Annotated in this window: 16 protein-coding genes; 8 read left to right on the top strand and 8 right to left on the bottom strand. The window is 65.3% G+C overall.

Annotation, left to right across the window (positions count from 1 at the left end; all coding sequences use genetic code 11):
* Positions 1 to 46 precede the first annotated feature (46 nt).
* The 3 genes from WFP39_RS11595 to WFP39_RS11585 are packed head-to-tail and all read right to left on the bottom strand — an operon-like array spanning position 47 to position 1,629.
* Positions 47 to 433 carry a response regulator gene (locus WFP39_RS11595; protein WP_336919795.1) on the bottom strand — a complete coding sequence of 129 codons (387 nt, stop codon included), beginning with the start codon at positions 431 to 433 and terminating at the stop codon, positions 47 to 49.
* 51 nt (positions 434 to 484) lie between these two features.
* Entirely contained in the window at positions 485 to 1,312 is an 828-nt protein-coding gene (locus WFP39_RS11590; RefSeq protein ID WP_336919793.1) for a metallophosphoesterase family protein, read from the bottom strand.
* Between the two features lie 50 nt (positions 1,313 to 1,362).
* Positions 1,363 to 1,629, bottom strand: coding sequence for a hypothetical protein (locus WFP39_RS11585; protein WP_336919791.1), 267 nt, complete (start codon positions 1,627 to 1,629; stop codon positions 1,363 to 1,365).
* A gap of 278 nt (positions 1,630 to 1,907) precedes the next feature.
* Between WFP39_RS11585 and WFP39_RS11580 the strand changes: the two genes are divergently transcribed.
* Entirely contained in the window at positions 1,908 to 2,225 is a 318-nt protein-coding gene (locus tag WFP39_RS11580) for a UrcA family protein (RefSeq protein WP_336919790.1), read from the top strand.
* 77 nt (positions 2,226 to 2,302) lie between these two features.
* Here the strand turns inward: WFP39_RS11580 and WFP39_RS11575 are convergent, their stop codons facing one another.
* Genes WFP39_RS11575 through WFP39_RS11565 form a run of 3 tightly spaced genes read right to left on the bottom strand, consistent with a single transcriptional unit; the run spans position 2,303 to position 5,933 of the window.
* Positions 2,303 to 3,052 carry a LytR/AlgR family response regulator transcription factor gene (locus tag WFP39_RS11575; RefSeq protein ID WP_336919788.1) on the bottom strand — a complete coding sequence of 250 codons (750 nt, stop codon included), beginning with the start codon at positions 3,050 to 3,052 and terminating at the stop codon, positions 2,303 to 2,305.
* Positions 3,049 to 4,359, bottom strand: a complete 1,311-nt coding sequence (locus WFP39_RS11570) for a sensor histidine kinase (RefSeq protein WP_336919787.1) — start codon at positions 4,357 to 4,359, stop codon at positions 3,049 to 3,051. The genes WFP39_RS11575 and WFP39_RS11570 overlap by 4 nt, the downstream gene beginning before the upstream one ends.
* Positions 4,360 to 4,412: 53 nt before the next feature.
* Positions 4,413 to 5,933 carry a fumarate hydratase gene (locus tag WFP39_RS11565; protein WP_336919786.1) on the bottom strand — a complete coding sequence of 507 codons (1,521 nt, stop codon included), beginning with the start codon at positions 5,931 to 5,933 and terminating at the stop codon, positions 4,413 to 4,415.
* 177 nt (positions 5,934 to 6,110) lie between these two features.
* Here WFP39_RS11565 and WFP39_RS11560 point away from each other — a divergent pair, with 177 nt between their 5' ends.
* Genes WFP39_RS11560 through WFP39_RS11545 form a run of 4 tightly spaced genes read left to right on the top strand, consistent with a single transcriptional unit; the run spans position 6,111 to position 9,094 of the window.
* Complete coding sequence (locus tag WFP39_RS11560; protein WP_336919784.1) at positions 6,111 to 6,722, top strand: protein-L-isoaspartate O-methyltransferase family protein; 612 nt, start codon at positions 6,111 to 6,113, stop codon at positions 6,720 to 6,722.
* A 2-nt stretch (positions 6,723 to 6,724) separates the two neighbouring features.
* Entirely contained in the window at positions 6,725 to 8,188 is a 1,464-nt protein-coding gene (locus WFP39_RS11555; protein ID WP_336919783.1) for a TolC family outer membrane protein, read from the top strand.
* 46 nt (positions 8,189 to 8,234) lie between these two features.
* Positions 8,235 to 8,675, top strand: coding sequence for a DUF2497 domain-containing protein (locus tag WFP39_RS11550; protein WP_336919781.1), 441 nt, complete (start codon positions 8,235 to 8,237; stop codon positions 8,673 to 8,675).
* A 5-nt stretch (positions 8,676 to 8,680) separates the two neighbouring features.
* Positions 8,681 to 9,094 carry a (2Fe-2S) ferredoxin domain-containing protein gene (locus WFP39_RS11545; RefSeq protein WP_377923268.1) on the top strand — a complete coding sequence of 138 codons (414 nt, stop codon included), beginning with the start codon at positions 8,681 to 8,683 and terminating at the stop codon, positions 9,092 to 9,094.
* A gap of 4 nt (positions 9,095 to 9,098) precedes the next feature.
* On the opposite strand, the gene WFP39_RS11540 is transcribed toward WFP39_RS11545, so the two are convergent.
* Positions 9,099 to 9,407 carry a hypothetical protein gene (locus tag WFP39_RS11540; protein ID WP_336919874.1) on the bottom strand — a complete coding sequence of 103 codons (309 nt, stop codon included), beginning with the start codon at positions 9,405 to 9,407 and terminating at the stop codon, positions 9,099 to 9,101.
* Positions 9,408 to 9,543: 136 nt separating this feature from the next.
* Here WFP39_RS11540 and WFP39_RS11535 point away from each other — a divergent pair, with 136 nt between their 5' ends.
* The 3 genes from WFP39_RS11535 to xth are packed head-to-tail and all read left to right on the top strand — an operon-like array spanning position 9,544 to position 11,154.
* Positions 9,544 to 9,972, top strand: a complete 429-nt coding sequence (locus WFP39_RS11535; protein WP_336919779.1) for a CBS domain-containing protein — start codon at positions 9,544 to 9,546, stop codon at positions 9,970 to 9,972.
* A 46-nt stretch (positions 9,973 to 10,018) separates the two neighbouring features.
* Entirely contained in the window at positions 10,019 to 10,348 is a 330-nt protein-coding gene (gene erpA / locus WFP39_RS11530; protein WP_336919777.1) for an iron-sulfur cluster insertion protein ErpA, read from the top strand.
* 17 nt (positions 10,349 to 10,365) lie between these two features.
* Complete coding sequence (gene xth, locus WFP39_RS11525; protein ID WP_336919775.1) at positions 10,366 to 11,154, top strand: exodeoxyribonuclease III; 789 nt, start codon at positions 10,366 to 10,368, stop codon at positions 11,152 to 11,154.
* Positions 11,155 to 11,158: 4 nt separating this feature from the next.
* Here xth and WFP39_RS11520 read toward each other — a convergent pair whose 3' ends face one another.
* Entirely contained in the window at positions 11,159 to 11,821 is a 663-nt protein-coding gene (locus WFP39_RS11520) for a cell wall hydrolase (protein ID WP_336919774.1), read from the bottom strand.
* Positions 11,822 to 11,857 lie beyond the last annotated feature (36 nt).

Below are 11,857 nucleotides of genomic sequence, written 5' to 3'. Positions count from 1 at the left end.
CCCTTTTTTCATCAGGCCGCCCCTTTTTCCATCAAGCCGCGCTTGCTCAGGCGCGCGGGCCCGCGCTGTCTGCAAGCAGCGTTTCTGCCGTGCGGACGAGCTGGTCCATACTCACCGGCTTGGCAAGAAAGGCGGATGCGCCAGCGCCGCGCACCCGCGCTTCCTCCTCCTGCCCGACAAAGGCGGTGATCGCCACGATGGGGATCTGAGACAATTGGGCATCCCGGCGCAGCAACCGGATCAGGCGCAGCCCCGAAATACTTGGCAGCTGGATATCCATGGTGATGAGGTCAGGCGCAAAGCGAGACGCCTCGGCCATCACGCGCGCTCCGTCATCGACCAGGCACACCTCATGGCCACGCGCGGACAGCGCCTCGTGATAGAACATCCGGTTGAGCAGGTCGTCCTCGACCACCAGGATCTTGTGGGCCATGCGCGCTGCAACGCGCGGTTTCGGAAATGGTGCCCGCCTCCGCAAGTTTACCTAGTCGGTGGGCGCATCACCGGGCGGTTCCGCGTCGGCAGGAACCTCGTCGATCTGCATGGCCGCGCTGTCAAGCCCCGCCAGGTTGCGGACGGTCACCGTAAGCTGCGCCCCATCCCACGCCAGTTCGTTGAAGCTGGCAGGCGTTGTGCGCAACCGGCGTGACAGCGTTCCCGCACCAATCATGCGGACTGCCCCATACGGCGTTGGTTCCATGATGTCGAACGCATCGTGGACATGGCCCGACAGCACGCCGACCACATTTCGCCGCGCCAGCTCGACCAGCGCTGCTGCGCCGCCGCGTGTCAGCGCGGTGCCGTGCGTTCCCGCCTCGCGCAGGGGATGGTGCACGGTCACAAGTGCGCGCATCCCGGCCGGAAGCGCGTCAATCTGAGTGAGGCAATCCGCCAGCGCGCGGCCACTGATCCAGCCTTTCGACCAGTTGAAGCGCGGCTGCGCCGGCACATTGCTGTTGAGCGGCACCAGCGCGATCCCCGGAAGACCGGGCCGGGCCAGCTCAATCCGGCGTTCCACCACTTCACGAAAGGCGCGGAACCTGCCCAGCGGGTTGAGATAGCGCGAGGGCAGGTGATAGCCGGGCAGATCGTGATTGCCCGGCTCCACCGTCACCGGCACATCCAGACTGTGAATCCAGCGCTTTGCCGCGGCGAATTCATGCGGCCGCGCGCGCATGGTGATATCGCCCGTAATCGCCACCGCATCGGGTCGGCGCGCGGCAATCTCGGCCTTTACCCAGTCGAGCGCGTGCGCATCTTCATGCCCGAAATGGACATCGCTGAGGTGGAACAGGCAAAGCGGGCGGGTCATGCGGACACGGCGTTAGCAGATAGCGCCGGCAATGCGCTACCCGCGGCCCGCTACATCCTGCGCGTCAGGATCGCCCAGGCGCTGCCGGCATTGCAGGCGGTATAGAATGCATAGGCAAAGGCCCAGCTGCCATTGCGCCAAGTGGCCGTCATCGCCACCACCAGCACCGCATATTCCAGCAGCAAGGTCACGCGGCCCCGACCCGCAGTGCCCCGTCCACCGGTAAAGGCACGCACTGCCGGGTGGTCGCTGTCCAGCACGGCGCGGTGCAGGGCGAAATTGGCGATGCCGAGAAGGAAGACAATTGCAACGGCCATCGCGATGCCATGCCGTCCGGCGGCGCGTCTGGCAATTCCTTGCGCCGGGAAAGTCATTCGTCGGGCGGAAGGCAGCGTTTTGTCGGACGCACACCGCGCTTGTCGACCCGCGCGCGCACCCGGTCGAGCGGCACGCGCACCAAGCGCGGGGGCGCCCTATTCCTCCATCTGCGCCGCGGCCGAACCAGTCCCACCGGTTGCGGCGCAACCTTTTCGCGAAGGGATTTTCGCGGATGCGCTTTCTTGGAAAGGCGGGAGAATTCAAGGAGGAGAAACCCATGTACAAAACCGCATCGATCAGCCTTTGCGCCGCACTTGCCGCCATGGTCGCCATATCCAGCCCAGCCGCAGCACAGCAGCGCGATACGCGCAGCACCGCCGTCACCCACCGCGATCTCGACCTGTCGAGCGTGGAAGGCCGCGCCGAACTGAGCCGCCGTATCGACCAGGCGGCGCGCCAGGTGTGCGGCGTGGGCGAACGCCAGCTCGGCTCGAACATCATGACCCGCGAATCGCGCGAATGCTACCGTTCAACCAAGCGCGAGATGGAACAACATTTCGCACAGATCATTGAAGACAATACCCGCGCGGGCTGATTGCCCCCAAGCCGCAGCCTGCCGACGGGGGAAGGGTGCTCTTTTCGAAGGGCGCCCTTCTTGGCATCCGCACAGGCTCAACGTCCGGCCATCGCCTTCACGCGGCGCAGATAGGTGCGACCGATGCGCAAGGCGTCGCCATCGGGCAATTCCACGCACCACACGCCCAGCCCTTCGTGGCGCAAGGAACGGATCATGTCGCGCCGCAGAATGGTGGAACGGTGAATGCGGATGAACCGTTCCGGATCGAGCCGCGCCTCCAGCCCCGCAATCGTCTGCAGCAGCAAATAGGACGAGTTGCCGACATGCAGGCGCACATAATCGCGCTCGGCATCGATGCGGTGCACATCGCCGGCATCGATGCGCAGCAATTCGGAACGGTGCGGCACCCAGAATTCGGTCTGCCAGGCCGTGGGTGCGGGGATCGCCCGGCGGGCGCTGCGCCGTTCCAATGCGCGGGCAATGGCGCGCTCCAGCCGTTCCACACCCACCGGCTTGAGCACATAGTCCACCGCATCGAGGTCGAAGGCTTCAACCGCAAAATCCTCGTGCGCGGTGACGAAGATGACGGCGGGGGGATTCGCTTGCCCCGCCGCCGCCACCAGCTCGCGCGCCACGCCGAGGCCATCCAGGCCCGGCATCGTCATATCGAGCAGCAGCAGATCGGGTGCCAGCTTCTCCACCAGACGCAAGGCCGCGCGCCCGTCGCTGGCGGTGCCGACTACCTGCAATCCCGGCAATTCGGCGCAGAGCACCTGCATCCGCTCGATCGCCAGCGGCTCGTCATCCACGATCAGCGTGCGCAAAGATCCTGTCGCTTCGCTCATTTGGCTGCTTCCACCAGTTGGGCGGGATGAAATGCCGGGTGTCGCGCTGCTTTGCGGATCAGTGGCAGGTGCAGATGGGTGGCGTAACCGCAGACCGCATCAGCGCCAAGGGGACCCGATACCACTGTCGCCTCGCGCCCGAACCGCGCCGCCAGCCGTTCGCGCACATTGGCAAGGCCGATGCCAAAGCCCTTGCGCGGCGTCGCGCTGCGCCCCGCATCCTGTCCGTTATCGGCCACGCTTAGGACCAGGCGCCCGTATTCCTCGCGCGCGCTGATCGTGATGCGCACTGGGGCGGAGCTGGGGGCGACCGCGTGCTTGACCGAGTTTTCGACCAGCGGTTGCAGGATCATTCCCGGCACCAGCACATCCTCCAGCTCGGCAGGAATCGCATATTCGGCCACCAGCCGCTGCGGAAAACGCACCGCCTCGATGTCGAGGTAGAGCTTCTGCAAGGCCACTTCCTCGGCCAGCGGCACATCGGCGGTGGGATCATTGGCCAGGCTGCGGCGGTAGAAGTGGCTCAGCATCTGGATCATCCGCTCGGCGCTATCGATCTTGCCGGTCAGGACCAGCGCAGAGAGCGAATTGAGCGTGTTGAACAGGAAATGCGGGTTCACCTGATAACGCAAGCTGCGCAATTCCGCAGCGCGCGCGGCATTGCGGAACTCCTGCTCGCGCCGCTCCGCCGCACGCGCCTTTTCCCCCGTCAGCAGCGCCAGATAGAGCGCACACCAGGCCAGCATCATGAAATAGCGGCCATAGGCGACCTCGATCACCTCCTGCCAATAGGTAGCCTGCAACCGCTCGGCCGGGACGGTAACGATGCCGCCGCCGTTTTGCGCGGGCGGGCCGGGCATCGAACTGGCGGGAATATCTACCAGCAGATCGCCCGACTGGTCACGATAGACATAAAAGCCGCGCTGCTGCGCCGCGCGGGCAAAGACGCGCTGCTCCATCGAGGCGAACACAAGCTGGTTGGCCTGCGCAATCAGCAGGGCGACCGGCAGCGACAGGATCAACGCCGCGCCGATCTTCACCCACAATGCGCGCGCATCGAACAGCCGCAGGATCAGCCACAGGCCGAGCGTGATGACCGCGCCCGCGCCCGATGCCAGCACACGGCGCCAGAACGCCTCGGTCGTAAAGCCCAGATCGACCAGCTCGCCGCGCAGCGTGGTCAGGATCACATAGCAGATCCACAGGCCCAGGATCGAGGCCAGCACCGTGCGAAACGGCACGCGAGCGTGTTCCAGTGCTGTGCCCTGATCCTCCATCGCGCCACCATGCCCGCGCAGGCCGGGCATTTCCAGCGCCGCGCCGCGCCTTGTCGGGGGGAATCAGCGCTTGATCGAGAAGGTCAGCCCAAAAGCCCTTCCTCGGCAATCCGGCGCTGCCAATGCAGCGGGGCGAGGCGGTGCACATTGTTGCCTTCGGAATCGACCGCCACGGTCACCGGCATATCCTTTACCGTGAATTCGTAGATCGCCTCCATGCCCAGATCCTCGAACGCCACAACGCGCGATTCGCGGATCGCGCGCGCCACCAGATAGGCCGCGCCGCCCGTCGCCATCAGATAGGCAACCTTGTGCCTGGCAATGCAATCGACCGCGCCCTGCCCGCGTTCGGCCTTGCCGATCATGGCAAGCAGGCCAAGGTCGAGCATCATGTCGGTGAACTTGTCCATCCGCGTGGCGGTGGTGGGGCCGGCGGGGCCGACCACTTCGCCCATCACCGGATCGACCGGGCCGACATAGTAGATCGCGCGCCCGCGGAAATCGACGGGCAGCTCCTCGCCGCGGGCCAGCATGTCCTGAATGCGCTTGTGCGCCGCGTCGCGCCCGGTCAACATCCGGCCATTCAGCAAAAGCCGGTCGCCCTGCTTCCAGCTGGCAACTTCCTCGCGCGTGAGATTGTCGAGATCGACCCGCTTTGCCGCGGCATCCGGTTCCCAGTGCACATCGGGCCAGGCGTCGAGATCGGGCTGTGGCAGAAAGGCTGGCCCGCTGCCGTCCAAGGTGATGTGCGCATGGCGGGTGGCAGCGCAATTGGGGATCATCGCCACCGGCTTGCCCGCCGCATGGCACGGCCAGTCGAGGATTTTCACATCGAGCACGGTGGACAGCCCGCCCAGCCCTTGCGCCCCCACGCCAAGGGCATTGACCTTGTCGTAGATCTCGATGCGCAGCTTCTCGATATCGTTCTGCGGGCCGCGCGCTTTCAGCTGCGCCATGTCGATCGGCTCCATCAGCGACAGCTTGGCCAGTTTCATGCAATGTTCCGCCGTGCCGCCAATGCCGATGCCCAGCATCCCCGGCGGGCACCAGCCCGCGCCCATCAGCGGAATCTGTTCCAGCACCCAGTCGACGATATTGTCAGACGGGTTCATCATCTTGAACTTACTCTTGTTCTCGCTGCCGCCGCCCTTGGCCGCGACATCGATAGACACGGTGTTCCCGCGCACCATTTCCACGCTGAGCACACAGGGCGTGTTGTCGCGCGTGTTGCGGCGGGTGAAGGCGGGATCGGCCAGAACCGATGCGCGCAGCTTGTTTTCGGGAAGATTGTAGGCGCGGCGCACGCCTTCATCGACCACGTCCTGCAAATCGCGATCCGATTCGAGCCGGCAATCCTGCCCCCATTTGACGAAGACATTGACGATGCCGGTATCCTGGCAGATCGGCCGGTGCCCTTCGGCGCACATACGGCTGTTGGTCAGGATCTGGGCGATGGCATCTTTTGCCGCAGGGCCCTGTTCGGCCTTGTAGGCTTCGCCCAGCGCGTGGATGTAATCCATCGGGTGGTAGTAGGAGATATATTGCAGCGCATCGGCCACGCTGGCGATAATGTCGTCCTCGCGGATGATGGTGATGCCGTTCATCGAAGCCTGACTCCTGCTGATACAATTTTCGACACGCCTTGGCCTTTCGGCCTGCTATTGCGCAAGCGCAACGGCCACAGGCGAAAGCGCGTAGGGCCATACGCGAAAGTTCCCTTGGCGACAGGCCCTCTTACGCTTAAGGCACGCTCCGGCAAGAGAGACGAGAGAAACGATACGGTGACCCTGCTCGAATCCCCCCAGACTACCGCCGATGGTTTTGCTGCTGCACGCCAGGCGATGATCGACAGCCAGTTGCGCACCAGCGGCGTGACCGAAGTGAACACGATTGCCCGGATGCGCGCGGTCCCGCGCGAGGATTTCGTGCCCGCCGCCGTGCGCGACTTCGCCTATATGGACCGCGCCGTGCCGCTGGGCGATGGCCGTTTCCTTGCCGCGCCACTGGTCAATGGCACGATGCTGCAGGAAGCGGCGCCGCAGCCCCACGATGCCGCCATTCTGGTGGACGGCGGCAGCGGCTACATGGCCGAACTGCTGCGCCCGCTGGTTGCCAGCCTCAAAGTGCTCACCCCCGCCGAAGCGCTGGCCGCGCCGCGCGGGCAAGCCAAGGCCGACCTCATCGTGATCGACGGCGCGATCGAACAGATGCCCGATTCGCTCGCCAAGCGGCTGGCCGATAATGGCCGCGTGGTAACGGGGCTGATCGAAAACGGCATCACCAGCGTTGCGCGCGGTCGCAAGGCCGGTGGAAAGGTGGTGTTCCTCAAGCTGGCCGAAATGGGCATTCCGCGCCTGCCCGAATTTGCCAAACCCAAGGGCTGGAGCTTCTGAGCATGGCCCGCAAGGCAGCGATCACCGGCCTGAAGGCGGCCACCCTGGCCTGCGCATCGCTGCTGGTAACGCCGCCGGCCATGGCCGATACGCTGCGCGACGCGCTGGCGCAGGCCTATGCCAGCAACCCGCAATTGCAGGCCGCCCGCGCACAGTTGCGGGCCACCGATGAAAGCGTGGTGATCCAGCGCTCGGCGGGCCTGCCCTCGGCTGACGTGTCGGGCAATCTGACCGAATTTCTGAAACAAAGCTCGGCCAGTTTCATCGCACCCGAACGTTCGCTGTCGGCCAATCTAAACCTTGGCGTGCCGCTGTTTTCCGGGGGCAGCGTCCGCAACGGCATCCTGGCGGCGGAAAACCGCATCGAGGCAGGCCGCGCCGATCTGCGCAGCACCGAAAGCGCGATTTTCGCACAGGTCGTGGCGGCCTATATGGATGTGATCCGGGGCGAGGCGATTGCGGGGCTCTCCGCCAACAATGTCGCCGTGCTCGAAGTCAATCTGCAAGCCACCAGCGACCGGTTCGAGATCGGCGACCTGACGCGCACCGATGTCGCCCAATCGGCCAGTCGGCTGGCGCTGGCCCGCGCCGATCTGCGCACCGCGCAGGCCAATCTGGCGATCGCGCGGGAGAATTACATCGCGCTGGTGGGGCAGGCTCCGTCCGATTTGCAACCGCCGCCGCCGCTGCCGGGCCTGCCCGCCAGTGTGGACGATGCGGAGGAACTGGCGCTGGCGAGTAATCCCGATCTGATCGCCGCGCGCGAGCGGGCCGAGGCCGCGGGCTTTGATGTGCGTGTCGCCGGGGCGGGACGCCTTCCGCGTCTTGAAGCCTTTGCGACCGGCGGCTACCAGAACTTTCTGGGCACGCTGGGCGCCATCCCCGGTTCCGGAACGGCGCAGCAGGTGAATACCAGCGCGCAGGCCGGCATTCGCGTGACCGTGCCGCTGTTTCAAGGCGGGCGCGTGGCCGCGCAGCAGCGGCAGGCGCAGCAGCAGGCGCTGGCCGCGCTCGAACAGGCGATCGGCACCGAACGGCAGGTGCTGGCGCAAGTGCGCGCCGCCTGGCAGAACTGGCGTGCGGCCAATGCGATCATCGCGTCCACGCAGGCGGCAGTGGATGCGGCCGAACTCAGCCTCGAAGGCGTGCGCGCCGAAAACACCATCGGCAATCGCCAGATCCTCGACGTGCTCAACGCCGAACAAGAACTGCTGGCCGCGCGCGTGCAATTGGTGACGGCCCGCCGCAACGAGTATGTCGCCGGGTTCAACCTGCTCGCCGCAATGGGCCGGGCCGAAGCGCGCGATCTGGGTCTCGATGCCAATGGCCCGCTCTACGATCCGGTGGTGAATTACGACCGGGTGCGCGGGCAGGTGTGGGACTGGCAGCGCGATCCCGAACCGTTGCCGCGCGGCACGCGCACCGTTGACATCGGCCCGCAGGATGGCGAAATCTCCGCCAACTGATCGCGGATGCGGGGCCAAACCAGGTTCGAGAGGGGGGTAGGGCAATATGCGGCACGAAGGCGAACCCTCGGTCGAGGAAATCCTTGAATCGATCAAGAAAGTGATCGCGCGCGACAACCGCGACAGCGCGGATGCCCTGCGCCGCCGGCGCGAGAATGACGGCGTCAGCCCTCGCCCTGCCGCGCCGCTTGCCGAACAGCAGGATGACGATGTGCTCGACCTGTCTGCGCTGGAGGAGGAGGCCGGGGAAGCTCTGACCACAGCCGAAGCCGCCGATGCCATGCGCCAATCGCTCGCCGCGCTGGCAATGCTGGCCGAGCCGGGAGCCGCCCCACGCATCGTGCGGTCGGGGGAAACGTCGCTCGAGGGATTGGTGCGCGAAATGCTCCGCCCCATGCTGGCGCAATGGCTTGACGCGAACCTGCCCGGCATTGTGGAGCGGCTGGTCAAGGCGGAAATCGCCCGCATCGCCGGCAAGCAGCGCTGAACGCATTGCCTTCATCTGCCGATTCGAAGCGTGCAGCCACGTCCGATGCGGCTTTGGCCGCGCGCGCCTTTGGCCTGATCGGGGGCGACGGGATTGCCCGCCACATCTTCCTGTGCGCATTGTCGGAAAAGCAGAAATGCTGTTCGCGCGAGGCGGGGGAGGAAAGCTGGGCCTTTCTGAAAACGCGGCTGAAGGAATTGCGCCTGGTCGGCCCGCGCGGAACAGTGCAACGCACCAAGGCCGATTGCCTCCAAATCTGCGTGGGCGGCCCGATTGCCGTCGTCTGGCCCGATGGCGTCTGGTACCATTCGTGCACGCCGCAAGTGCTGGAGGAGATCATCCAGCAGCATCTGATCGGTGGAACGCCGGTGGAGCAGTACCGCCTGCGCAGCCCGCGACAGGCCCCTGACAGGGTCTAGAAAGCTACTGAAAATCCTCAGGCTTGGGATGGATGGCTTCATCCGCCTGTTCCACCGCCTCGTCGTGGCCCGTGCCGCTGGAGAGGAACACCAGCCCCATCAGCGCGCTCATCAACAGCATCGCCGCGCCAATGCCCAGCGCGGTGGCGATGAAGAAGTGCACCGAAACCATGCCCACTTCACGGTAAAGCAAGGCCAGCGCGACGATCACGATCGCGGTAGTGAGCAGGAACATGCCGCGCATCAACCGCCGGTAGCGCGCCCAGGCATGGGCGGCGGTCTGCGGGTCATCAAGCGGGGATCGGTAAGGCATGGTATGCGCCATGCACCCTCGCGCAGACAGATGCAACGCAGCACAAAGGAACTGCGGCAGGCCGCCCCGACGCTGCGATTTGGTCAGACTCGGCAAACCGTGGCATGATGCGCGCGGGAAATGAGGAGGAAGGCCAATGTCTATCGGACGAATCATCGCAGGCCGCGAACAGGAAATCGTCAGCTGCACCGCCAAAGACAGCGTGCGCAAGGCGGCTGAATTGCTGGCGGAAAAACGCATTGGCGCCATGCCGGTAATGGATGGCAGCCAGGTTGCGGGAATCTTTTCCGAACGCGACCTGCTCCATTGCGTGGCAAAGCACGGCGGCGCGGCGCTCGATCTGGCAGTGGGCGAAGTGATGACCGCGCCTGCCATTACCATCGGCCGGAATGAGGATGCGCTATCGGCCATGGCGCTGATGACGCGGCGGCGCATTCGCCATCTGCCCGTGGTCGAAGGCGGGCGGCTTGTGGCCTTCGTGTCGATCGGTGATCTGGTGAAACACCGCATCGAACAAATCGAAGCCGAAGCCGAAGCGATGCGCGAATATATCACCACCGCTTGAGCAGGGGCGCTTGAGCCGGGGCGCGTCACGCCTTACATCCCCTGTCATGGCACAGGATCTGACCTTGACCAAGAATGCCGCCGCGCGCGTGGCCGTAATCGCCGCGCGGCAGGGCAAGCCTGCGATTCTCCGCCTGGCGGTGGAAGGCGGCGGCTGTTCGGGTTTTCAATACAAGTTCGAACTGGATGATGGCCCCGCGCCCGACGATCTGGTGAGCGAAACCGACGGAGTGAAGCTGGTGGTTGATCCGGTCAGCCTTGATCTGGTGGCCGGCGCCAGCGTGGATTACGTCGAATCGCTGGGCGGCGCGGCTTTCCGCGTGGAAAATCCGCAGGCGGCATCAGGTTGCGGCTGCGGCTCCAGCTTCGGCATCTGATTGCTGGCCAGACCGGGGTGAAGATCGCCAGCTTCAATATCAACGGCATCAAGGCGCGCTTGCCGCGCCTGCTCGAATGGCTGGATGAAACGCAGCCTGATGTCGCCTGCCTGCAGGAAATCAAGACGCAGGACGACGGCTTTCCTGCCGCCGATTTCGAGGCGATTGGGTATCACGCCATCTGGCACGGGCAGAAGAGCTTCAACGGCGTCGCCATTCTGGCGCGCGGGCAGGCTCCGGTGGAGATGCAGCGCGGCCTGCCCGAAATGAAGTGGCCGGGCGATGCTGCGGACGAACAGGCCCGCTATCTGGAGGCCGAAGTGCAGGGCATCCGCATCTGCAACCTCTATCTGCCCAACGGCAATCCACAGCCCGGCCCCAAATTCGATTACAAGCTGGCGTGGATGCAGCGGCTGCGCGAACGCTGTGCCGCGCATCTGGCGGCGGAGATTCCGGCTGTAGTGCTGGGCGATTTCAACGTCATCCCGACCGATCAGGATGTCTGGTCAGCCAAGGCGATGGCGGACGACGCGCTGATGCAGCCGCAATCGCGCGATGGCTATGCCCGCCTGCTCAACGACGGGTGGACCGATGCCATCGCCACGCTCAACCCGCGCGGCGGGGTGTGGACCTATTGGGATTACCAGGCGGGCGCCTGGCAGAGGGATCACGGCTTTCGCATCGACCACCTGCTGCTGTCCCCGGCCTGCGCCGACCGGCTTGTGGCGGCAGGCGTCGACAAGGCGCATCGCGGCCGGGAAAAGGCCAGCGATCACGCGCCTGTCTGGGTCAAACTGCGCGGGTAAGCGCTTACTTGTAGAAGATATGCCGGCTGATCCGCGCCACGCTGGCCCGCCGGCCTGCCCATGACGGGCGCACATGGCTGGCATGGAAGAACAGCGATTCGCCCACCTGGCTGTCCCACAAATCCTGATGCGCGATGCGGGCAATCGCCTTGGCGCGCGACCAGGCGAGCGTGGATACGTTGGGCGCGGGAATGGCCCCGCCGCGCACGAAAGAGAACTGCCCCGGCTGCTTGACCACGGCGCAGTAATCGTCCGGAAAGCGGGGCGAGGCGGCGCGGTTGATCACCACGCGGGCCACGGCAAGCTGGCCGTGCAGCGGTTCGCCGCGCGCTTCGAAATAGACGGCCTGTGCAAGGCAGGTCATTTCAGCGGAAAGCGATTGGTCGGCAGGCATTGCGGCAACCAGGGCATCGAGCGACGACGCATCGGGGCGCGCAACCGGCAGGGCCTCTGGCGAGGCTGCGGGCAGATCCTGCACCACGGCTTCGGATACGAAGCGGATATCGGCGGCGGAACCATACGGTTCCGGCAGAACGGTGGCACTTGGGGTGGGAAGTGAGGTAAGGCGGTCCTGGGCAAAAGCACCTGAAAGGCCGGTGCCCGAACCAAGAGCAATCAGAAAAGCAGCCGCAGCAAAGGCCCCGGCGCGGGGGGTAAAGCGAGCCATCCATGAATATGCTCAGGGCGGTGGGAAACCTGACAC

Source organism: Alteraurantiacibacter lauratis, from assembly GCF_037154155.1.
Taxonomy (GTDB): Bacteria; Pseudomonadota; Alphaproteobacteria; order Sphingomonadales; family Sphingomonadaceae; genus Alteraurantiacibacter; species Alteraurantiacibacter lauratis.
The sequence above is the reverse complement of the archived record's forward strand: the minus strand, read 5'-3'. Positions and strand labels throughout refer to the sequence as shown.